We start from the raw sequence: 20,881 nt of genomic DNA, 5'->3' as shown, positions 1-20,881 counted from the left end.
GTCCCCGGCCCCGGACCCCTAGCGTGGACGGCGGCCGGGGACGTGCCCGGTCGCCCGCCCCGACGACGACGACGAAGGAGATCCCGCCGCGTGCCGCTGACACCACTGCACCTGTTCGCCGCCGACGACGACGTCTCCGCGGCGCTGCCCCGCAGCACCTGGTTGCTGCTGCTGGTCGTGGCCGGCGCCGCACTGGCGGCCTGGCTGGTCGCCGTAGCGATCGGTGCGATGGTGCGCCGCTTCGCCGTGCGCTCGCCGGTCGTGGCGGACCTGTCCCGGCGGGGACGCCGGCCGCTGCGGGTGCTCCTCGTGCTGCTCGCGGTCACGCTGGTGCTGGACGCCGCGCCCGGGGTCGGCGACTGGCGCGACGTCGTCGTCCGGGTGCTCGGGCTGGTCCTGATCGGCGTGGTGGCGTGGCTCATCGCGGTCGCCGCGTTCGTCGTGGAGGACCTGGCGCTGGCCCGCTACGACGTCGACGTCGTCGACAACCGGCACGCCCGGCGGGTGCGCACCCAGGTCACGCTGATCCGCCGGCTGACGGTGGCGGTGATCGCGGTGCTGGCGATCGCCGGCATGCTGCTGACCTTCCCCGCGGCCCGCACGGCCGGCACCAGCATCCTGGCCAGCGCCGGGGTGCTGTCGGTGGTGGTCGGGCTGGCCGCCCAGACCTCGCTGGCCAACGTGTTCGCCGGGATGCAGCTGGCCTTCACCGACGCCATCCGGGTCGACGACGTGGTCGTGGTCGAGGACGAGTGGGGCCGGATCGAGGAGATCACGCTCACCTACGTCGTGGTGCACGTGTGGGACGACCGGCGGCTCGTGCTGCCCTCGACCCACTTCACCACGACGCCCTTCGAGAACTGGACCCGCAAGGAGTCCGCCGTCCTCGGGTCGGTCGAGCTGGACGTCGACTGGACCGCACCCCTGGACGAGATGCGCGCCGAGCTGGACCGGCTCGTGGTGGGCAACGAGCTGTGGGACGAGCGGGTCGTCGTGCTCCAGGTGACCGACGCCGTCGGAGCGGTGGTGCGGGTCCGGGTGCTGGTCAGCGCGAAGGACGGCCCCACCCTGTTCGACCTGCGCTGCCACGTGCGCGAGGGCCTGGTCCGGTGGCTGCAGCGGGAGCACCCCACGGCGCTGCCCAAGGTGCGCAACGAGGGCGTCGCCGGCCCGGACGTCGCGCCGCGGGGCCCGGCCGCGGTCGACGGCGCCCGGCCGGCCGGTGCGCAGGCCGGGCTCTTCACCGGCAGCCAGGAGGCGAGGGAACGCTCCCGGGCCTTCACCGGCCCCAGCGAGGCGGAGCTGGCCGAGCGGGCCCGGGCCGACGAGGAGTCCCGCGAGCAGCCGCTCGGCTGATCCCCGGCCGGGGTGTGCCGGCCGATCAGCCCTGGCGGGTGGCCTGCGGGTCCGAGCCCAGCACCTGGGGCACCCAGAACAGCACCGCGGCCGACAGCGCGGTCGCCGCGGCGAAGCCCAGCGGGCCGCTGCTGTCGACGTAGGCCCACAGCAGGCCGAGCACCGGGGCGACGACGGGCAGCACGCCGTCCACCCGCGCCTGCCGGCCCAGCCCCACCTCGACGGCGTCGGGGACGACGGGTGCCTGCCGCACCTCCCCGCGCGGCTCCTGGCTGCGCAGCCGGCCCGACGGCCACAGCTCCGCACCGCCGAGCACGGGCAGCACCAGCCGGCCCCGCGCCGGGTCGCCGCGCACCTCGATCCGCGTGCCCGGCGGCAGCCGGTCCAGCTCCGGTACCCAGTGCACGGGCAGCCAGCGACGTCCGGCCGGCGTCTCCAGCTCCAGCCAGCTGCGCACGAGCAGGCCCAGGCTCACCACGAGGTGGGTGGCGGTCACCGCGGTGGCGGGCCGGGAGCGCAGCCGCGGCCGGCCGAGCAGGCGGGGGAGGGTAAGCCCGGTGACGACCGCCAGCACCAGCGCCACGGCGACCAGGCCGAAGACGACGTCCCCGACCGCGGCGTGGGCGGCGTCCCCGTCGGTGTACACCGGGACCGGGTCCTCCGCCGGCTCGGACGCCGCGTACTGCACCGTCAGCTGGGCGCCGACCGGCACGTCCAGCGGCTCGGCCAGCTCCAGGACGCCGGTCCGCTCCCGGCCGGCCTCGTCGCGGAAGGTGACGTCCAGCCCACGGCCCCCGGGGGCGGTGCCGGCCGCGACGACCGTCGCCGTCGCGGTGCGGTCGGCGGCGGCCAGCGGCGCCTGCACGTCGGGCAGGCGCAGCGCCAGCGCGACCAGCACGACGACCCCGACCAGCAGCACGGGGACCAGCCCGAGCACCAGCTGTCGGGCGGCGCGCCGGTGCCGGCGGGGCGTGGTCGGGGGAGTCATCGTGGGCCATCGTCCCAGGCACCCGCCGGTGGCCGGCCCGGTCGGCGTCGGCGCGGGTGTGCCGCGGGACCCCGGGGGCTGGCTAGGCTGCGGACCGTGGCCAGCATCGATGCAGTAGGCGCGCGGGAGATCCTCGACTCGCGCGGAAACCCCACCGTGGAGGTCGAGGTCGCCCTCGACGACGGGACGATCACCCGGGCCGCCGTGCCCAGCGGCGCCTCGACCGGCGCCTTCGAGGCGGTGGAGCTCCGGGACGGCGGCACCCGCTACGGCGGCAAGGGCGTGACCCAGGCCGTCGACGGCGTCCTGGACGTCATCGGCCCCGAGCTCGTCGGTTACGACGCCGCCGAGCAGCGGATGGTCGACCAGCGGCTGATCGACCTCGACGGCACGCCCGACAAGTCCCGGCTCGGCGCCAACGCGATCCTCGGCGTCTCCCTCGCCGTCGCCAAGGCCGCTGCGGAGTCCGCCGGGCTGCCGCTGTTCCGCTACGTCGGCGGCCCCTCGGCGCACCTGCTCCCGGTGCCGATGATGAACATCCTCAACGGTGGCGCCCACGCCGACAGCAACGTCGACGTGCAGGAGTTCATGATCGCCCCGATCGGCGCGGCGAGCTTCGCCGAGGCGCTGCAGGTCGGCACCGAGACCTACCACGCCCTGAAGTCGGTGCTGAAGAAGCGCGGCCTGGCCACCGGCCTGGGTGACGAGGGCGGCTTCGCCCCGTCGCTGCCCAGCAACCGGGACGCCCTCGACCTCATCGTCGAGGCCGTGGAGAAGGCCGGCTACACGGTCGGCACCGACATCGCCTTCGCCCTCGACGTCGCCGCCACCGAGTTCCACACCGACGGCGGCTACGACTTCGAGGGGCAGACCCGCTCCGCCGAGTACCTCGTGGACTACTACAAGGGCCTGGTCGACGCCTACCCGATCGTCTCGATCGAGGACCCGCTCGACGAGGAGGACTGGGACGGCTGGGTGTCGATGACGCAGCAGCTGGGCGACCGGGTGCAGATCGTCGGCGACGACCTGTTCGTCACCAACCCGACCCGGCTGGCCGACGGCATCGCCCGCGGTGCCGCCAACGCCCTGCTGGTCAAGGTGAACCAGATCGGCACGCTCACCGAGACCCTGGACGCGGTCAACCTGGCCCACCGCAACGGCTACCGCTGCATGATGAGCCACCGCTCGGGCGAGACCGAGGACACCACGATCGCCGACCTCGCCGTCGCCACCGACTGCGGGCAGATCAAGACCGGTGCCCCGGCCCGCAGCGAGCGGGTGGCCAAGTACAACCAGCTGCTCCGGATCGAGGAGGAGCTGGACGACGCCGCGCGCTACGCCGGCGCCGCCGCGTTCCCGCGCCTGGCTGCCCGCGGCTGAGTCGCAGCACCCCGTGAGCACCGCCCGCACCCGCCGCGCCCGGCCCGGTGGCAGCCGCCGCCGGACCTCGTCGCGTCCGGTGCGGGCCGGTGCCCGCGGCGCGGCCGACAACCGGCCGGGCCGCCGCACCACCCGGCGGCCGGCGCGCAGCACCGCACCCCGGCGCGGCCCGAGGTTCACCGGCCGGGCCGTGCTGCTGGGTGCGCTGGTGCTGCTGCTGGCGCTGACCCTGGCCGGGCCGCTGCGCCAGTACGTCGCCGGGCGGCAGGCGCTGGCCGAGCTGGCCGCCGAGCAGCAGGCGCTGGACCAGCGCGCCGCCGACCTGCAGGCCCAGCTCGACCGGCAGGCCGACCCGGCCTACATCGCCCAGCAGGCCCGGGAGCGGCTCACCATGGTGCTGCCCGGCGACCGGCTGGTCGTCGTCGGGGACGCCGGCGACCCCGGGGACACCGCCCAGGACCCGGCCGGCAGCACCGCACGGAACGCGCCGGTGCCCTGGTACGAGGGGCTGCTGAGCTCCCTCGCCGAGGCGGACGGCGACCCCCCGGCAACCGACTGACGAGCTCCGCAGCAGAAGGACCCCCTCCTCCCCACCCTTCGCAGGCTCAGGGCGGAGCCCGGGAGGGGGCCGTGACAGGACAGCGGAGGCGCTGCCGCAGACTTCTGGGGTGCACAGTCCCGACCCCGCGCCGGTCTCGCCGCCGGTCACCGATGCCGAGCGCGCCGTCATCGCCCGTCAGCTGGGCCGCCCGCCGCGCGCGCTGGTCGGCGTCGCGCACCGCTGCCCCTGCGGTCAGCCCGACGTCGTGGAGACCGCGCCCCGGCTGGAGGACGGCACCCCTTTCCCCACGCTCTACTACCTGACCTGCCCACGGGCGACGGCGGCCGCGAGCCGGCTGGAGTCGGCCGGTCGGATGCGGGACTGGCAGGCGGAGCTGGCCACCGACCCGGAGCTCGCGGCGGGCTACCGGGCGGCGCACGAGTCCTTCCTGGCCACCCGGGACTCCCGGGACGTGCTGCCCACCCGGGCCAGCGCCGGCGGCATGCCCGACCGGGTCAAGTGCCTGCACGCCCTGGCCGGCCACGCCCTGGCCGCCGGGCCCGGGGTCAACCCGATCGGTGACCGTGCGGTCGCGGAGATGGGAAAGTGGTGGGCGGCCGGGCCGTGCGCCCAGCCCTCGGCCCAGGACCCGGCCGACGTGCGGGAGCAGGCGTGACCCGGGTCGCCGCGATCGACTGCGGCACCAACTCGATCCGGCTGCTGGTCGCTGACGTGCCCGCGGAGGGGCCGCACACCGACCTGCTCCGCCGGATGGAGGTCGTCCGGCTGGGCCAGGGGGTGGACGCGACCGGCCGGCTGGCGCCCGAGGCGATCGAGCGCACCCGCCGGGTGCTCGCCGAGTACGCCGCCCAGGCCCGCGAGCTGGGCGCCGAGCGGGTGCGGATGGTGGCCACCAGCGCCAGCCGGGACGCCGCCAACCGCGAGGACTTCGAGGCGATGGTGACCGCCACCCTCGGTCAGCTGCCCGACGTGGTCTCCGGTGTCGAGGAGGCCGAGCTCTCCTTCCTGGGGGCCACCGCCTCGCTGGCCGCCGCCGCCCGGGTGCACGGGGCCGCGGCGCCGCGGCCGCCGTACCTGGTCGTGGACATCGGCGGCGGGTCGACGGAGTTCGTGCTCGGCGACGCCGGCGGGGTGCGGGCGGCGCGGTCGGTGGACGTGGGCTGTGTGCGGCTCACCGAGCGGCACCTGCGCAGCGACCCGCCACCGCCGGACGAGGTGCAGGCCGCCGAGGCCGACGTGCGCGCGGCCCTGGAGCTGGTCGCCGCCGAGGTGCCGGTCGGGGAGGCGGCGACCCTGGTCGGGCTGGCCGGCTCGGTGACGACGGTGGCCGCGCTGGCGCTGGGGCTGCCCGCCTACGACCCGGTCGCCATCCACGGCTCCCGGATCCCGGTGGGCGCCGTCCGGTCGGTGGCGGCCGGCCTGCTGACCGCGACCCGGGCGCGCCGGGTGGCCTCGCCGGTGATGCACCCGGGCCGGGTCGACGTGATCGGCGCCGGAGCCCTGGTGCTGCGGGTGATCATGGACGCCCTCGACCTCGACGAGGTCGTCGTCAGCGAGCACGACATCCTCGACGGCATCGCCCTCCGCCTCGCGCGGCCCTGACGCCGTCCGCGGCGTCAGGGCCGTGAGGCCCCTCTGCAGGGTCCCGCGCCGAGCTTGCGAGGCGTGGGGGGCAGAGGGGTCCTTCCGCTTCTTCAGGCCGCGCTGTCGGCGTTGACCCCCGGCGGCAGGCTGCCGGTGATCTTCTCGTAGACGGTGGCGGCACCGGCGGCGGCGACCAGCCGGCCGGCCGCGTACAGCGCACCGGAGACCGCGGCCCAGGCCAGCGCGTCGGGCCAGCTGACGCCGGGGGCGGCCGGGTTCTTCGGCGGCGGGTAGCCGCGCACCTTCTCCCACGTCGTGTCGGCGAGCTTCTTGACCACGATCCCGGCCGGGATGGCCATCGCCGGGCCGAGCAGCTTGTACAGCAACGGGGTCTTCACCTTCTGCTTCTTCGCCACCCCCCGATCATGCCGTGGGGGCGGCTCCCGCGCTCCTCGCAGCGGCGTGCTGTGCTGTCGGGGTGGCACGTGACGCCGACGGCTTCCCCGTCACCCGCTCGCCGGCCGGGGTCGTGCGGGCCGCGGCCGGCAGCCGGGAGCTGGCGGTGCTGGACGAACGGGTCTCCGGCTGCCGGGCCTGCCCGCGGCTGGTGGGCTGGCGCGAGGAGGTTGCCCGGGTGAAGCGGGCCTCCTTCCGGGCGGAGGAGTACTGGGGGCGGCCGGTGCCCGGGCTCGGGCCCGCCGACGCCCGGATCGGCGTCGTCGGCCTGGCCCCTGCCGCGCACGGCGGCAACCGGACCGGCCGGGTGTTCACCGGCGACCGCAGCGGTGACTGGATCTTCGCCGCCCTGTGGCGGGCCGGGCTGGCCAACCAGCCGACGTCGGTGGCCAAGGACGACGGGCTGGAGCTCACCGACGTCCGGGTGTGCGCCGCGGTGCGGTGCGCACCGCCGGCCAACGCGCCGACGCCGGAGGAGCGGGACACCTGCTCGCCGTGGCTGGCCCGGGAGCTGGCGCTGCTGCCCCGGCTGCGGGTGGTCGTGGTGCTCGGCGGGTTCGGCTGGACGGCGCTGTGGCCGGTGCTGGCCGGCGCCGGGGTGCCGCTGCCCCGGCCGCGGCCGGCGTTCGGGCACGGCGTGGAGGTGTCGCTGGCCGGCCCGAACGGCCCGCTGACCCTGCTCGGCAGCTACCACGTGAGCCAGCAGAACACCTTCACCGGCAGGCTCACCGAGCCGATGCTGGACGCGGTGCTCGACCGGGCGAAGCAGCTGGCCGCCGCGGACTGACGTCGGCGACGGGGACCCGCCCGGGAGCCCGCGGGCCTACGGTGAGGTCATGGCCCAGCGACCGGTGATCCTGATCGTGGGCGGCGGCTACGTCGGCCTCTACACCGCCCTGCGGCTGCAGAGGAAGCTCCGCCGCGGGCGCGCGGAGATCATCGTGGTCGACCCGCAACCGCACATGACGTACCAGCCCTTCCTGCCCGAGGCGGCGGCCGGCTCGGTCGAGCCCCGGCACGTCGTCGTCCCGCTGCGGCGCACGCTGGACCAGTGCCGGGTCATCACCGGTGCGGTGGCCGGGCTCAGCCACGCCGACCGGACCGCGACGGTGACGCCGGCCGAGGGCGACTCGTTCGAGCTGCGCTACGACGTGCTGGTGATGGCCGCCGGCTCGGTGGCCCGCACCCTGCCCATCCCCGGCCTGGCCGAGCACGGCATCGGCTTCAAGAACGTCGGCGAGGCCATCTACCTGCGCAACCACGTGCTGGCCCGGCTGGACGCCGCGAGCTCCACCGACGACCCGCAGGTGCGCCGGCGGGCGCTGACCTTCACCTTCGTCGGCGGTGGGTACGCCGGGATCGAGGCGTTCGCCGAGCTGGAGGACATGGCCCGCTACGCCCTGCAGCGCTACTACCCCCGGCTCTCCCCGGCGGACATGCGCTGGGTCCTGGTCGAGGCGACCGGCCGGATCCTGCCCGAGGTCGACGCGGACATGGGTGCCTGGACGGTGCAGCAGCTGCAGGCGCGGGGGATGGAGGTCAAGCTCAACACCACGCTGGACTCCGTCTCCGACGACGGCGTGGTGCGCACCGGCGACGGCGACGAGTTCCCCAGCGACACCCTGGTCTGGACGGCGGGCACCAAGCCGCACCCGATGCTCGGTCGGACCGACCTGCCGCTGGACGAGCGCGGCCGGGTGCGCTGCCGGGCCACGCTGCAGGTCGAGGGCCCGGACGGCGCGGTGCTGGAGGGCGCCTGGGCGGCCGGTGACCTGGCCGCCGTCCCGGACCTGACCAAGGACGAGCCCGGCGCGACCACCGCCCCGAACGCGCAGCACGCGGTGCGGCAGGCCAAGAGGCTGGCCGACAACATCGTGGCCGTGCTGGACGGCGAGCAGCCCACGGACTACCGGCACGCCTACGCCGGGTCGGTGGCGAGCCTCGGGCTGCACAAGGGCGTGGCCCAGGTCTACGGGGTCAAGCTCAAGGGCCGGCCCGCCTGGTGGATGCACCGCGCCTACCACGTCAGCCGGGTGCCCACGCTCAACCGCAAGGTGCGGGTGGTCGCCGACTGGGCGCTGGCCTCGGTGTTCCGGCGTGAGGTCATCGCGCTCGGTCAGCTGCAGAACCCGCGGCGGGAGTTCGTCGCCGCGGCCACCGGCGGCCAGGCCCCGTCGATCCCGCCGCCGGCCCATGCCGACCGGGACGACGACGGTGCCGGCGAGCACCGGTCGGGCCCGCGCGCCAGCTAGGGTCCCGGGCGGGCCTGCGAGCCCGCACGTCCCGATCGCCCCCGTAGCCCAATCGGCAGAGGCAGGCCCCTTAAAAGGGTCCCGGTGTCGGTTCGAACCCGACCGGGGGCACCCGTCCGGGTGGTCCCCGTGGAGTGGGAACTACCGGCGCTGACCTGGCGTTGGACCAGACAGCGTGGGGCGGATCAAGCTGAGCCCCACGGCCCGACCAGTCACCTCGAGGAGATGACGATGCCCAGCAGCAACCCGGCCTTCCGGGGCCTCCCGGCAGCCGGCAACGGCCCGTCCGCCGGCTGGGGCTCCGCTGCCCCGCAGCAGACGTACGGCGGGGCACCCACCCAGCACGACCCGTACGCCGCTCCGTCGCCGTACGCCGCGACCGACCGCGCCTACATGACGATGGACGACGTCGTCACCAAGACCGGCCTCAGCTTCCTCGTGACGGTGGTCTCCGCGGCCGTCACCTGGGCCGTGCTGCCGGACACCCTCGCCCTGGGGCTGGCGCTCCCGGCCGTCCTGGTCGCCTTCGTGCTCGGCCTGGTGATCGCGTTCAAGCAGGTCGCCAACCCGGTCGCGACGCTGGCCTACGGTGCGCTGTACGGCGTCGCGCTCGGCGCGATCAGCGAGATGTTCAACGACCAGTACAGCGGCATCGTGTCGCAGGCGCTGATCGGCACCTTCGGTGTCTTCGCCGGGATGCTGGTGGTCTACAAGACCGGCGCCATCCGGGTCACCCCGAAGCTCACCCGGTGGATCGTCGGTGCGCTCTTCGGCGTCCTGGCGCTCGTCATCGTCAACCTGGTCGCCAGCTTCTTCGTCGACGGCGGCCTGGGCCTGCGCGACGGTGGCCCGCTGGCCATCGGGTTCAGCATCCTGGTGATCGGTGTCGCGGCGTTCACGCTGCTGCTGGACTTCGACATGGCCGACGAGGCGATCCGTCGCGGCGTCGAGCCGAAGTTCGCCTGGTACATCGCCTTCGGCCTGCTGGTCACGGTCATCTGGCTGTACATCGAGATCCTGCGGCTGCTCAGCTACTTCCGCGAGTGATCGACGGGCCCCGTCCTCCGGGACGGGGCCCAGCACACACGACCGTGGCCCGGTCCCCGCGAGGGGACCGGGCCACGGTCGTGTGTGGGGCGTCAGGCACTCAGGAGAGGCGCTCCAGCACCATCGCCATGCCCTGGCCGCCGCCGACGCACATCGTCTCCAGGCCGAACTGCCCGTCCCGGGCGCGCAGCCCGTTGAGCAGGGTGCCGGTGATCCGGGCGCCGGTCATGCCGAACGGGTGCCCGACCGCGATCGCGCCGCCGTGCACGTTCAGCTTGTCGATGTCGATGCCCAGGTCGCGGTAGCTGGGGATGACCTGCGCCGCGAACGCCTCGTTGATCTCCACGAGGTCCATGTCCGAGATGGACATCCCCGCCCGGGCCAGCGCCTGCTGCGAGGCCGCGACCGGGCCGTAGCCCATGATCTCCGGCGAGAGCCCCGTGACGCCGGTGGAGACGATCCGGGCCAGCGGGGTGATCCCCAGCTCGGCGGCCTTCGTGTCGCTCATGACGACCAGCGCGGCGGCGCCGTCGTTGAGCGGGCAGGCGTTGCCCGCGGTCACCCGGCCGTCGGGGCGGAAGACCGGCTTCAGGGCCGAGATGCCCTCCAGCGTGGTGCCGGCGCGGGGGCCGTCGTCGGCACTGACCACGGTGCCGTCGGGGGTGGTGACCGGGGTGATCTCCCGCTCCCAGAAGCCGCTGGCGATCGCCTGCTCGGCCAGGTTCTGGCTGCGCACCGCGAACTCGTCCATCTCGGCGCGGGAGACGTCCTTGAGCAGCGCGAGGTTCTCCGCGGTCTGGCCCATGGCGATGTAGGCGTTGGGGAGGTCGCCGTCCTCGCGCGGGTCCCGCCAGCTCTCCGCACCGCTCTCGGCGGTCTTGGCCACCCGGGCCTCGGCGTCGGCGAAGCGCGGGTTGTGCGTGTCCGGGATGGCGTCGGAGTTGCCCTTGGTGAAGCGGGACACCATCTCCACGCCGGCGGAGATGAACACGTCGCCCTCGCCGGCCTTGATCGCGTGCAGCGCCATCCGGGTGGTCTGCAGCGACGAGGAGCAGTAGCGGGTGATCGTCGTCCCGGGCAGGTGGTCCATCCCCAGCAGGACGGCGACGACCCGGCCCATGTTGAAGCCCTGCTCACCGCCGGGCAGGCCACAGCCCAGCATCAGGTCGTCGATGTCGGTCGGGTCCAGCTGGGGCACCTGGTCCAGCGCTGCCCGGGTGATCGTCGCGGCCAGGTCGTCCGGGCGGAAGTCCTTCAGCGACCCCTTGAACGCGCGGCCGATGGGGGAGCGGGCGACCGCGACGATGACGGCTTCGGGCATGGGTCCTCCACGATGAGGCGCGCCACCTCGCAGGGCGGCGACGGACGTCAGATGCCTGCGAACCTACCCCCGAGTAGCTCCGCCGTCGGTGAGCGGCGGGGAGCTCACTCCCGAGCGGCCTCCAGCGCGGACTCGTCGGCCTGCTCGGGCGTCGGGATGTCCGGGGGCCGCCGCCGGCGGAGCCGGGCCCACGGGCCGCGCGGGCCGGTCTCGTTCCCGCGGACGGCGGTCGGCTGCACCTCGGTGCCGGTGCGGCCGGCGGCCCGGGCCGCGGCCTGGGCGACCGGCCGGACGGTGTCCCGGCGCAGCCGCAGTCCGCGGTCGGCTGCCGCGGGCCACACGCCGATCGAGTCGGCGATCGAGGGCAGCAGGGAGGCGGCCGCGGCGGCGTACCCGGCGGCGGACGGGTGGAACTCGTCGCCGCTGAACAGCCCCCGGTCGGTGGCGAAGGACGGGCCGAGCACCGAGCCGAGGGAGACGGTGCGGCCGCCCTCGGCGACCACGGCGATCGTCTGCGCGGCCGCCAGCTGGCGGCTCCAGCGCCGGGCCAGCACCCGCAGCGGCTGGGCGATCGGCCGGATGGTGCCGAGGTCGGGGCAGGTGCCCACGACGACCTGGCAGTCGGCGGCGATCAGCCGGCGGACGGCCTCGGCCAGCGCCCGCACCGAGTCCGCGGGTCGGGCGCGGCTGGTGACGTCGTTGGCGCCGATCATGATCAGGGCGACGTCGGGTCGCTCGAGCAGCGCCTGGTCCACCTGGGCGGCGAGGTCCTTGGACACCGCGCCCGACCGGGCGAACTTGGCCAGCCGGACCGGCCGCTCGGCCAGCTCGACCAGCGCGGCGGCGATCAGCACCCCGGGGGTCTCCCCGGCGTCGTCCACGCCCAGCCCGACGGCGCTGGAGTCGCCGAGCACCGTGAAGACCAGGGGCGTGCCCCGGCCGCGGCCGTACACGCCGTTGCCGGTGGGGGGATCGGCCTGGGAGGGGTTCGCCTTGACCCGTCGCCGGGCTGCCCGGGCCTCCTCGCGCAGGAGCGTCACCAGCGCGGCGCCGGCCAGCCCCACGCCACCCCCGCCGTAGGCGGCGCCGGTCGCCAGCCGCCGCGCCCTGCTCGCTCGCGTCACCCGGCCCGTCCTCTCTCCCCGGCTCCTCGGCCGCGTGCTGCGGTCCAGAGCGCTGATCACCAGGCTAGCCACCCCCTACGGTGGGGCCGTGGACGACCGCGCGGACATCACCCTGGCTGGCGAGCACCCCGACGAACGGCAGCAGCAGATCGTCGACGTCCTCGTGGACGCCTTCTCCGACCTGATGTCCGCCGATGCCGATGCCTTCCGCACCAAGTTCCGCAAGATGGCCGCGGACCCGTTCGCCTTCTACCGCGGATCGGCATGCCTGTTCTACGCCGACATGGCGACGCTGGAGGACACGTGGTGTGACGAGCGCACGGCGCGGGTGTGGATCCAGGGTGACCTGCACGCGGAGAACTTCGGCACGTACATGGACGGGCAGGGCCGGATCGTCTTCGACGTCAACGACTTCGACGAGGCCTACCTCGGCCACGTCAGCTGGGACCTCCGCCGCTTCACCGCCAGCTTCGCCCTGCTGGCCTGGCGCAAGGCGCTGGGCGACGACGTGATCGACGCCGTGCTGCGCCGCTACCTGGAGTCCTACCTGGACCAGGTGCACGCCTTCGTCGCCGCCGACGACGACCGCTCCTTCGCCCTCCGCCGGGAGAACACCGAGGGCGCGGTGCACGAGCTCGTGCTGGAGACCACCGAGCACACCCGGATCGCGCTGCTGGAGCGGATGACGGTGATCGAGGGGCACCAGCGCCGCTTCACCGACCGCCCGCGCACCCGCCGGCTGGACGACGACGAGCGGGACCGGGTGCTGGCCGCCGTCGAGCGGTACCGGGAGACGCTGCCGCCGGGCAAGCGCCGCCGGGAGGTCACCTACGACGTGAAGGACGTCGTCGCCACCGGTGGCTTCGGCATCGGCAGCGCCGGGCTGCCGGCCTACAACGTGCTGATCGAGGGGTACGACCAGGCGCTGGAGAACGACGTCGTCCTGTCCATGAAGCAGGGCAACGTGCCCGCGCCGAGCCGGGTGGTGACCGATCCGGAGATCCGCGAGCACTTCGAGCACGAGGGGCACCGGACGGCGATGAGCCAGCGGGCGCTGCAGTCCTACGCCTCGGCCTTCCTCGGGCACACCGAGATCGACGGCATCGGCTTCGTGGTCGCCGAGCTCTCGCCCTACGAGCTGGACCTGGACTGGGAGGACCTGACCGAGCCGGAGGAGATCCTCCCGGTGGTCGCCCAGCTGGGGCGGGCCACGGCCAAGATGCACTGCGTCGGGGACGCCGACAGCGACCACGAACTGGTCGACTTCCAGACCGAGGAGGCGATCACCGAGATGATCGGCGACCGGCGCGAGGAGTTCATCGCCGACCTGATCGCCTTCGCGCACTCCTACGCCGAGCGCACCCGCGCCGACCACCGGCTCTTCGTCAACGCCTTCCGGTCCGGTCGGATCCCCGGGGTGAGCTCCAGCGGGGCCCTCCCGGTCACCTGATCGGCAACTCGACCAGCATGCCGCGGTGCGTGCCGACCGGCCGCAGGTCGTAGTCGGCGGTGACGGTGGTGAAGCCCAGGCGCTCGTAGAAGCCGACGGCCGACGCCCGGGCATCGCACCAGACCAGCTGCCCGCCGCAGGCGGCCACCCGAGCCAGGCCCGCGGCCACCAGGGCCCGGCCGACCCCGAGTCCCCGCACCCGCGGGTCGGTGGCCATGCCCCGCAGCTGCCAGGAGCCCTCACCCTCGCGCCAGGGGCAGTCCCGCGGGTGGAAGCGGACCACGCCGACCACCTCGTCGCCGTCCACCCGGGCGGCCAGGTGCAGCGTGTACGGGGCGTCGTCCTCGTCGATCTCGAGCGGTCGGCCCTGGCGGAGCTCCTGGGCGCGCAGCGGGTAGGTCGTCGCCGCGTCGACCTGCTCGATGGTGATCGTCCCGGACTCCGCCTCGGTGGTCACGACAACAGTCTCCCCGATCCCGCGCCGGCGCGCCGTCGGCGAACGGCCTGCTCACGGCCTGTCACCGACCGCGACGACCCCGGCGCGTGCGCAGCAGGAGGACCTGCTCCTCCCCGACCCTCGCAAGCTCGGGCCGGGCCCCTGGAGCAGGCCTTACCGAGATCGCCGCCCCCTCCGGGCGCGCAGATAGTCTGCGACGACGTACTCGCCGAGACGGTCGCTGTCGGGCTGGAACACCCGGCCGCCGGCCCGCGCGGTGATGTCGTGCACGAACTCCACCAGGCCGGGCTCCGGGTCCAGGGCGAAGACGTTGAGCGTCGCGCCCGCACGGGCCACCCGCTCCACCTCGGCCACCGTGCGGGCGATCGTCTCGGGCATCGGCGGCCAGCAGAAGTACGGCGTCCCGTCGTCCTCCAGGTGGGCGGTCGGCTCGCCGTCGGTGACCACCAGCACCACCGGCTCGGCGTCCCGGTGCCGGGCGAGGAAGCGGCGGGCGAGCATCAGGCCGTGCTGCAGGTTCGTGCCCTGCAGGGTGTCCACCGAGAGCTCGGCGAGGGTCTCCGGGCGCAGCACCTGCGCGGTGGAGGAGAAGCCGATGATCTCGATGGCGTCCTGCGGGAACTGGGTGGTCACCAGCGAGTGCAGCGCCATCGCCGTCGACTTGGCCGCGCCCCAGGTGCCGCGCAACGCCATCGAGTAGGAGAGGTCGACCAGCAGCGCGACCGCGGCGCCGGTGCGGCGCTCGGTCTCCACGACCTCGAAGTCCTCGACGGCGATCTGGACCCGGCGCACGCCCTCCTCGCGCGGGCTGCCGGCGCTGCGGAGCACGGCGTTGCGCACGGTGCGGACGACGTCCAGCGGCTGCTCGTCGCCGAACCGCCACTCCCGGGAGGCCCCGGTCAGCTCCCCGGCGGCCCCGGCGTCGGCGACGTCGTGCTCGCCGCGACCGGTGGCCGAGAGCTTCGCGAACACCCGGCGCAGGGCCGTGGCACCCAGCCGGCGGACCGCCTTGGGCGACAGCTGCAGCGCGCCCTCGGAGCGGTCGAGCCAGCCCTGGCGCTCCAGCTCGCGCTCGAGCCGGCGGAGCGCGGCGAGGTCGTCGACGGCCGAGCGGCCCAGCGCCTGCTCCAGCAGCTCCTCGTCGACGTCGGCCAGCGAGGCGCCGGCGTAGCCCTGGGACAGCTGCTGGGACAGCGCCTCCAGGTCGGCCAGCTCGGCGACGGCGGTGGTGGCGTCGCCCATCCCGAGTGGCTGGTCCCCGTCGGGCACCGGGCCGCGCTGGCCCCACGGCAGGTCCGGGCGGGCCTGCCGTAGCGCGTCGGACAGGTGCGCCATCTCGCTCTGCAGACCGAGGTCGCCCATCGCCTGGCCCATCAGGTCCTGCAGCTCGGCCCGCTGCTCGGCCGACAGCCCGGCCATCATCCGTTCCTGCGCGGCCGCCCGGCGGGCGAGGGAGTCGATCAGCTCCTCCACCGTCTGCGGGTCGTCGGGGAAGAACTGCCCGTGCCGGTCCATGAAGTCGGCGAACTGCTGGTCGGTGTCCTCACCGCGGTTGTGCGCGTCGACCAGCGCGGACAGGTCGGCGACCATGTCCTTGACCGCCTGCATCGCCTCGCCGTCGCCGTCCTGCATCTGCTGCAGGGCCTGCTTCATCCCCTGGAACGAGCTGTCCAGCACCTCCTGGCGCAGGAGCTCCTCGATCTCCCGGTAGGCCTGGGCGGCCTCCGGGGACCGCCAGGCGCGGTCCTTCAGCGCACGGACGGCCCCGGCGGTGTCCTCCGGCAGCGCGTCGAGCTCTGCCTCGGCCAGCCGGGCGGCGTCGTCGGGGTCGGGGAACAGCGCCGTCCGCTCGGCCTCGACCGCCCGGTCCAGCAGCTCCCGCACCTGCTCCAGCGTGCCGTCCATCCGGCCGGCCTCGCGGGCCTGCCGCAGCCGGTCCCGGACGGTGCGCCGCAGCTGGTCCAGGCCGCGCCGGCCGTCGACGCCGCGGCGCAGCAGGTCGCGCATCGCCTCCCGGACGCCGCTGCCGGCCAGCACCTGGTCGCCGATCTCGTCGACCGCGGCCGCCACGTCGTAGGGCGGGGCCAGCGGGTCGGGCCCGCCGTGCCACTTGCCGTACCGGTACCCGCCGTGCCGTCGCTGGGGCATGTCAGGCCCCGTAGACCGTGCGTGCGCCGTCGGTGTCCTTGGCCAGCCGGCGGGTCAGCCACAGCCCCTCGAGCGCGAACTCGACGGCGGCGGCGGCCTGCTCGGCGGACTGCTCGCCCTCGGGCACCCCGAGCCGGCCGAGCAGCTGGGCCAGGTGCGGGATGGTGCCCAGCTGCCCGAGCAGCGCGGCGGCCGGCACCAGGTCACCGGACTCCACGGTGTCCCCGCCGGTGAAGTGCTCCTGCAGGCCGGTGAGGTCCAGGCCGCCGCAGCGGGCCCGGAAGGTCTGTGCGGTGGCCTGCCGCAGCAGGTGCTCGAGCACCTCGAGGTCGCGGTCGTCGTCGGCGTCGCTGCCGGAGTCGGCGAACTCCACCTTGCCGCGGCTGGCCGGGACGATGCTGGGCAGGTCGACCACCCGCGCCACCGGCCGGCTCTCCCCGGCGACGGCGGCCCGGCGCACCGCCGAGGCGGCCACGGTCTCCAGCCCGGCGATGGCGAACCGGGCGCTGACGCCGGAGCGCTGGTCGACGTGGCTGGACTCGCGGACCAGCCGGGTGAACCGGGCGACGATCTCGACCAGGTGCTGCGGCACCAGCGGGGTGGCGAACGCACCGCTGCCGCCCAGCCAGGTCGTCTGCGCCTCCTGCTCGAGCAGCCGCACCTCGTCGGCGAGCTCGATCGGGTAGTGGGTGCGCACCTCGGCCCCGAACCGGTCCTTGAGCGGGGTGATGATCCGGCCGCGGTTGGTGTAGTCCTCGGGGTTGGCGCTGGCCACCAGCAGCAGGTCCAGCGGCAGCCGCACCCGGTAGCCGCGGATCTGGATGTCCCGCTCCTCCAGCACGTTGAGCAGCGCCACCTGGATCCGCTCGGCCAGGTCGGGCAGCTCGTTGACGCTGAAGATGCCGCGGTTGGTGCGCGGCACCAGCCCGTAGTGCACCGTCTCCGGGTCGCCCAGGGTGCGGCCCTCGGCGACCTTGATCGGGTCGACGTCGCCGATCAGGTCGCCGACGCTGGTGTCCGGGGTGGCGAGCTTCTCGCCGAACCGCTCGCTGCGGTGCAGCCAGCCGACCGGGGCGGCGTCGCCGTGCTCGGCGACCTGCCGGTGGCCCCAGACGCTGATCGGCTGCAGCGGGTGCTCGTTGAGCTCGCTGCCGACCAGCACCGGGGTCCACTCGTCGAGCAGGCCGACCAGCGTGCGGATCAGCCGGGTCTTGCCCTGGCCGCGTTCACCGAGCAGGACGAGGTCGTGCCCGGCGATGAGCGCCCGCTCGACCTCCGGGACGACGGTGTCCTCGAACCCGACGATGCCGGGCAGGGTGGGCTCGCCGGCGGCGAGCCGGGCGAGCAGGTTCTGGCGGATCTCGGCCTTGACCGGCCGGGGGGCGACACCGCTGGCGCGGAGCTCGCCCAAGGTCGTGGGAGCGGGAGGGGTGGGGGACTGGGAGGTCCCCGTCAGTGCGGCGTCCGTCACCTCGACCACGGTACGACGGACCTGTGACGCCCGGGTGTCCGTCGGCCCGCGCACCTGGGGGACTGCGAGGATCAGCAGCGTGTCCGTCCCCGGTGCAGTGCCCCTGGTCAGCGGGGCCGACGTCGAGTCGGCCGCGGAGCTGCTGGACGGCGTGGTGCGCCGGACGCCGCTGGAGCACTCCCGGGCGCTGGCCGAACGGGTCGGTGGGCCGGTGTGGCTCAAGTGCGAGAACCTGCAGCGCACCGGCTCGTTCAAGATCCGCGGCGCCTACACCCGGATCGCCCGGCTCAGCGACGCCGAGCGCGCCCGGGGCGTGGTCGCGGCCAGCGCCGGCAACCACGCGCAGGGTGTCGCGCTGGCCGCGCGCGAGCTCGGCGCGGCCGCGACCGTCTTCATGCCGGAGAGCGCCCCGCTGCCCAAGGTCGCCGCCACCCGCGGCTACGGCGCGGACGCCCGGCTCGGCGGGGAGACGCTGACCGAGGCGATCGCCTCGGCGGTGGAGTTCGCCGAGGCGACCGGCTCGGTGTTCATCCACCCCTTCGACCACCCCGACGTGATCGCCGGGCAGGGCACCGTGGGCCTGGAGGTGCTCGAGCAGTGCCCGGACGTGGCGACGGTGGTCGTCTGCACCGGCGGGGGCGGGCTGGTGTCCGGGATCGCCGCGGCGGTGAAGGCCCGCCGTCCCGACGTCCGGGTGGTCGCGGTGCAGGCGGCGATGGCGGCCGCCTTCCCCGCCTCGCTGGCCGCCGGCCGGCCGGTGCCGCTGACCACCATGGCGACCATGGCCGACGGCATCGCCGTCGCCGCCCCCGGCGACCTCACCCTGGCGCACGTCTCCGGCCTGGTCGACGACGTCGTGACGGTCAGCGAGGGCGACCTGTCCCGGGCGCTGCTGTTCTGCCTGGAGCGGGCCAAGCTGGTGGTCGAGCCGGCCGGGGTGGCCGCCGTCGCGGCGCTGCTGGTCGACCCGGGCGCCTTCGCAGCACCGGTCGTGGCCGTCGTCTCCGGCGGCAACATCGACCCGGTGCTGATGATGAAGGTCGTCCAGCACGGCATGGCCGCCGCCGGGCGCTACCTGTCGCTGCGGGTGCAGGTGCCCGACCGGCCGGGGTCGCTCGCCGGGCTGCTGCGCGAGCTGGCCGGCCTGGCCGCCAACGTGCTCTCGGTCGAGCACGAGCGGTTGACGCCGCGCCTGGTGCTGGGCGAGGTGGAGGTCGGCGTGCACCTGGAGACCCGCGGCCCCGACCACGCCGAGCACGTGCTGGCCGCCCTCACCGCGGCCGGGTACGCACCGCGCGTCGACTGACCGACCGATGAGTTCTCCCGGCGGGGCGGGTCTGCACCCCTGAGCCGCCGCACCGCGACGGCCCGGGAGACCACCGTCGTCGTCAGGAGTGTTCATGGAACCGACCCGTCGGGCCCCCCGAAAAGGCAGTGGGAACTGTCGGTGGACGGGCCTAGCGTGCGCAGCATGACCGATGCCGTCGTCGTCGAGGGGCTCGTGAAGCGCTTCGGGGAGAACACCGCGCTCGGTGGGGTCGACCTCACCGTGTCCGAGGGCACCGTCCTCGGGCTGCTGGGGCCCAACGGCGCCGGCAAGACCACCGTCGTCCGGATCCTGAGCACCCTGCTGCAGCCCGACGCGGGGCGGGCGGAGGTGGCCGGGCTCGACGTCCTCAGCCAGGCCGACCAGGTGCGCGCCATGATCGGGCTGACCGGCCAGTACGCCGCGGTCGACGAGTACCTGACCGGGCAGGAGAACCTGGAGATGGTCGGGCGGCTGTACCGGCTGGGCAAGCGGGAGGCCCGTTCACGCGCCGGCCAGCTGCTGGAGCGCTTCGACCTGTCCGACGCGGCGAACCGCCCGGCGAAGACCTACTCCGGCGGCATGCGCCGCCGGCTGGACATCGCCGCCTCGCTCATCGCCCGGCCCCGGGTGCTGTTCCTCGACGAGCCGACCACCGGCCTCGACCCGCGCAGCCGACTGGGCATGTGGGAGTTCATCGCCGACCTGGTCAGCGACGGGACGACGATCCTGCTCACCACGCAGTACCTGGAGGAGGCCGACCGGCTGGCCGACCGGATGGTGGTCATCGACCGCGGGCAGGTCATCGCCCGCGGCACCGCCGACGAGCTGAAGGCGCAGGTGGGCGGCGAGCGGCTGGAGCTCACCGTGGGCACTGTCGAGCAGCTCGCGGTGGTCACCGACGCGCTACGCCCGCTGTCGCACGGCGAGCTGCACGCCGACCGGCAGACCCGGCGGCTGTCGGTGCCGGTCACCGGCGGCACCGACACCCTGGCCGAGGCGCTGCGCCGGCTGTCGGGCACCAGCGCCCAGGTGCTCGACATCGGCCTGCGCCGGCCCGACCTGGACGACGTCTTCCTCACCCTCACCGGGCGGTCCGCCGAGGACGCCGAGGGCGCCGGCCCCGAGGCCGAGCCCTCGTCCACCGTCAGCGCAGGAGCGCAGTCATGAGCACCCTGGCCGAGACCGTCTCCGACAGCGTCGTCATCACCAAGCGCAACCTGATCAAGGTCAAGCGGGTGCCCGACCTGATCGTGTTCGCGACCCTGTCGCCGATCATGTTCGTGGTGCTGTTCCGCTACATCTTCGGCGGCGCGATCAACCTGCCGCCGGGCATCAGCTACGCCGAGTTCCTGCTGCCGGGCATCTTCGCCCAGACGGTGGTCTTCGGCTCCACCGTCACCGGGGCCAGCATCGCCGAGGACCTGCAGAAGGGGCTGATCGACCGGTTCCGGTCGCTGCCCATGTCCCGGTCGGCGGTGCTGATCGGCCGCACCGTCGCCGACCTCGGGCTCAACGTCATCTCGATCACGGTGATGGCGCTGACCGGCTTCGTGGTGGGCTGGCGGATCAACTCCTCGATCGGCGAGGCGATCGGCGGGTTCCTGGTGCTGCTGGTCTTCGCCTTCGCCATCTCCTGGCTGATGGCGCTGGTCGGCCTGCTCGTCCGCACCCCGGAGGTGGTCAACAACGCGAGCTTCATCGTGATCTTCCCGTTGACCTTCGCGTCCAACGCCTTCGTCCCGCTGGAGAGCTTCCCGGCGCCGCTGCGCGCCTTCGCCGAGTGGAACCCGGTGTCCACCGTCGTCCAGGCGGCACGGGAGCTGTTCGGCAACGTGCCCGCCGGCGTCCCGGTCCCCGACGTGTGGTCGCTGCAGCACCCGGCGCTCTACACGGTCCTGTGGACGGTGGCGATCCTGATCGTCTTCGTCCCGCTGGCGGTGCGGGCCTACCTGCGCACCGCGAGCCGCTGAGGGAGG

Annotated in this window: 19 protein-coding genes and 1 tRNA gene; 13 read left to right on the top strand and 7 right to left on the bottom strand. The window is 74.6% G+C overall.

Features of this window, described 5'->3' with window-relative positions:
* Window positions 1–90: 90 nt before the first annotated feature.
* Window positions 91–1,356 (top strand): mechanosensitive ion channel family protein, encoded by a 1,266-nt coding sequence (locus FB380_RS01820; protein ID WP_229682050.1) that lies wholly within the window; start codon window positions 91–93, stop codon window positions 1,354–1,356.
* Between the two features lie 25 nt (window positions 1,357–1,381).
* On the opposite strand, the gene FB380_RS01815 is transcribed toward FB380_RS01820, so the two are convergent.
* Window positions 1,382–2,344, bottom strand: coding sequence for a hypothetical protein (locus tag FB380_RS01815; RefSeq protein WP_166753588.1), 963 nt, complete (start codon window positions 2,342–2,344; stop codon window positions 1,382–1,384).
* Window positions 2,345–2,440: 96 nt separating this feature from the next.
* On the opposite strand from FB380_RS01815, the gene eno reads away from it, so the two are divergent.
* The 4 genes from eno (at window position 2,441) to FB380_RS01790 (ending at window position 5,888) form a co-directional block, all read left to right on the top strand.
* Window positions 2,441–3,724, top strand: coding sequence for a phosphopyruvate hydratase (gene eno / locus FB380_RS01810; protein WP_166753587.1), 1,284 nt, complete (start codon window positions 2,441–2,443; stop codon window positions 3,722–3,724).
* Window positions 3,725–3,737: 13 nt separating this feature from the next.
* Window positions 3,738–4,283: an FtsB family cell division protein gene (locus tag FB380_RS25770; protein WP_229682049.1), complete on the top strand. Its 546-nt coding sequence runs from the start codon at window positions 3,738–3,740 to the stop codon at window positions 4,281–4,283.
* A gap of 109 nt (window positions 4,284–4,392) precedes the next feature.
* Complete coding sequence (locus tag FB380_RS01795; protein ID WP_229682048.1) at window positions 4,393–4,941, top strand: DUF501 domain-containing protein; 549 nt, start codon at window positions 4,393–4,395, stop codon at window positions 4,939–4,941.
* Window positions 4,938–5,888 carry a Ppx/GppA phosphatase family protein gene (locus FB380_RS01790; protein ID WP_166753586.1) on the top strand — a complete coding sequence of 317 codons (951 nt, stop codon included), beginning with the start codon at window positions 4,938–4,940 and terminating at the stop codon, window positions 5,886–5,888. Before FB380_RS01795 ends, FB380_RS01790 begins: the two co-directional genes overlap by 4 nt.
* Before the next feature lie 92 nt (window positions 5,889–5,980).
* Here the strand turns inward: FB380_RS01790 and FB380_RS01785 are convergent, their stop codons facing one another.
* Complete coding sequence (locus tag FB380_RS01785) at window positions 5,981–6,286, bottom strand: DUF4235 domain-containing protein (RefSeq protein ID WP_164700481.1); 306 nt, start codon at window positions 6,284–6,286, stop codon at window positions 5,981–5,983.
* 62 nt (window positions 6,287–6,348) lie between these two features.
* On the opposite strand from FB380_RS01785, the gene FB380_RS01780 reads away from it, so the two are divergent.
* The 4 genes from FB380_RS01780 (at window position 6,349) to FB380_RS01765 (ending at window position 9,625) form a co-directional block, all read left to right on the top strand.
* Window positions 6,349–7,113, top strand: a complete 765-nt coding sequence (locus tag FB380_RS01780) for a uracil-DNA glycosylase (RefSeq protein WP_166753585.1) — start codon at window positions 6,349–6,351, stop codon at window positions 7,111–7,113.
* A 49-nt stretch (window positions 7,114–7,162) separates the two neighbouring features.
* A complete protein-coding gene (locus FB380_RS01775) occupies window positions 7,163–8,578 on the top strand; it encodes an NAD(P)/FAD-dependent oxidoreductase (RefSeq protein WP_166753584.1) in 1,416 nt (471 codons plus the stop codon).
* 37 nt (window positions 8,579–8,615) lie between these two features.
* Window positions 8,616–8,689: transfer RNA gene (locus tag FB380_RS01770), tRNA-Leu, on the top strand.
* Window positions 8,690–8,809: 120 nt separating this feature from the next.
* Window positions 8,810–9,625: a Bax inhibitor-1/YccA family protein gene (locus FB380_RS01765; protein WP_166753583.1), complete on the top strand. Its 816-nt coding sequence runs from the start codon at window positions 8,810–8,812 to the stop codon at window positions 9,623–9,625.
* 100 nt (window positions 9,626–9,725) lie between these two features.
* Here FB380_RS01765 and FB380_RS01760 read toward each other — a convergent pair whose 3' ends face one another.
* Window positions 9,726–10,946 (bottom strand): acetyl-CoA C-acetyltransferase, encoded by a 1,221-nt coding sequence (locus FB380_RS01760; protein WP_166753582.1) that lies wholly within the window; start codon window positions 10,944–10,946, stop codon window positions 9,726–9,728.
* Between the two features lie 104 nt (window positions 10,947–11,050).
* Window positions 11,051–12,070: an SGNH/GDSL hydrolase family protein gene (locus tag FB380_RS01755; protein WP_166753581.1), complete on the bottom strand. Its 1,020-nt coding sequence runs from the start codon at window positions 12,068–12,070 to the stop codon at window positions 11,051–11,053.
* Window positions 12,071–12,158: 88 nt separating this feature from the next.
* Between FB380_RS01755 and FB380_RS01750 the strand changes: the two genes are divergently transcribed.
* Window positions 12,159–13,520, top strand: coding sequence for a DUF2252 domain-containing protein (locus FB380_RS01750; RefSeq protein WP_229682047.1), 1,362 nt, complete (start codon window positions 12,159–12,161; stop codon window positions 13,518–13,520).
* On the opposite strand, the gene FB380_RS01745 is transcribed toward FB380_RS01750, so the two are convergent.
* From FB380_RS01745 to FB380_RS01735, 3 genes are all read right to left on the bottom strand, one after another.
* On the bottom strand, window positions 13,513–13,977 hold the full coding sequence (locus tag FB380_RS01745) for a GNAT family N-acetyltransferase (RefSeq protein WP_166753580.1): 465 nt from the start codon (window positions 13,975–13,977) through the stop codon (window positions 13,513–13,515). The two genes, FB380_RS01750 and FB380_RS01745, sit on opposite strands and share 8 nt — an antisense overlap.
* Before the next feature lie 153 nt (window positions 13,978–14,130).
* Entirely contained in the window at window positions 14,131–16,125 is a 1,995-nt protein-coding gene (locus tag FB380_RS01740; RefSeq protein ID WP_166753579.1) for a VWA domain-containing protein, read from the bottom strand.
* Between the two features lies 1 nt (window position 16,126).
* Window positions 16,127–17,596, bottom strand: coding sequence for a sigma 54-interacting transcriptional regulator (locus FB380_RS01735; RefSeq protein ID WP_166753578.1), 1,470 nt, complete (start codon window positions 17,594–17,596; stop codon window positions 16,127–16,129).
* 79 nt (window positions 17,597–17,675) lie between these two features.
* Between FB380_RS01735 and ilvA the strand changes: the two genes are divergently transcribed.
* The 3 genes from ilvA to FB380_RS01720 all read left to right on the top strand — a co-directional run bounded on the left by ilvA (window position 17,676) and on the right by FB380_RS01720 (window position 20,875).
* Entirely contained in the window at window positions 17,676–18,902 is a 1,227-nt protein-coding gene (gene ilvA, locus FB380_RS01730) for a threonine ammonia-lyase (protein ID WP_188959582.1), read from the top strand.
* A gap of 165 nt (window positions 18,903–19,067) precedes the next feature.
* Entirely contained in the window at window positions 19,068–20,072 is a 1,005-nt protein-coding gene (locus FB380_RS01725; RefSeq protein WP_166753577.1) for an ATP-binding cassette domain-containing protein, read from the top strand.
* Window positions 20,069–20,875: an ABC transporter permease gene (locus FB380_RS01720; protein ID WP_166753576.1), complete on the top strand. Its 807-nt coding sequence runs from the start codon at window positions 20,069–20,071 to the stop codon at window positions 20,873–20,875. Before FB380_RS01725 ends, FB380_RS01720 begins: the two co-directional genes overlap by 4 nt.
* The last annotated feature ends 6 nt before the right edge of the window (window positions 20,876–20,881 follow it).

Source organism: Modestobacter marinus (assembly GCF_011758655.1).
Lineage (GTDB): Bacteria > Actinomycetota > Actinomycetes > Mycobacteriales > Geodermatophilaceae > Modestobacter > Modestobacter marinus.
This window is presented reverse-complemented; position numbering and strand designations above follow the sequence as displayed.

Excerpts from the sequence above, each read along its gene's own strand:
- FB380_RS01815 (WP_166753588.1), bottom strand. The coding sequence starts at position 2,344 with ATGACTCCCCCGACCACGCCCCGCCGGCACCGGCGCGCCGCCCGACAG.
- FB380_RS01775 (WP_166753584.1), top strand. The coding sequence starts at position 7,163 with ATGGCCCAGCGACCGGTGATCCTGATCGTGGGCGGCGGCTACGTCGGC.
- FB380_RS01765 (WP_166753583.1), top strand. The coding sequence starts at position 8,810 with ATGCCCAGCAGCAACCCGGCCTTCCGGGGCCTCCCGGCAGCCGGCAAC.
- FB380_RS01760 (WP_166753582.1), bottom strand. The coding sequence starts at position 10,946 with ATGCCCGAAGCCGTCATCGTCGCGGTCGCCCGCTCCCCCATCGGCCGC.
- FB380_RS01740 (WP_166753579.1), bottom strand. The coding sequence starts at position 16,125 with ATGCCCCAGCGACGGCACGGCGGGTACCGGTACGGCAAGTGGCACGGC.
- FB380_RS01725 (WP_166753577.1), top strand. The coding sequence starts at position 19,068 with ATGACCGATGCCGTCGTCGTCGAGGGGCTCGTGAAGCGCTTCGGGGAG.
- FB380_RS01720 (WP_166753576.1), top strand. The coding sequence starts at position 20,069 with ATGAGCACCCTGGCCGAGACCGTCTCCGACAGCGTCGTCATCACCAAG.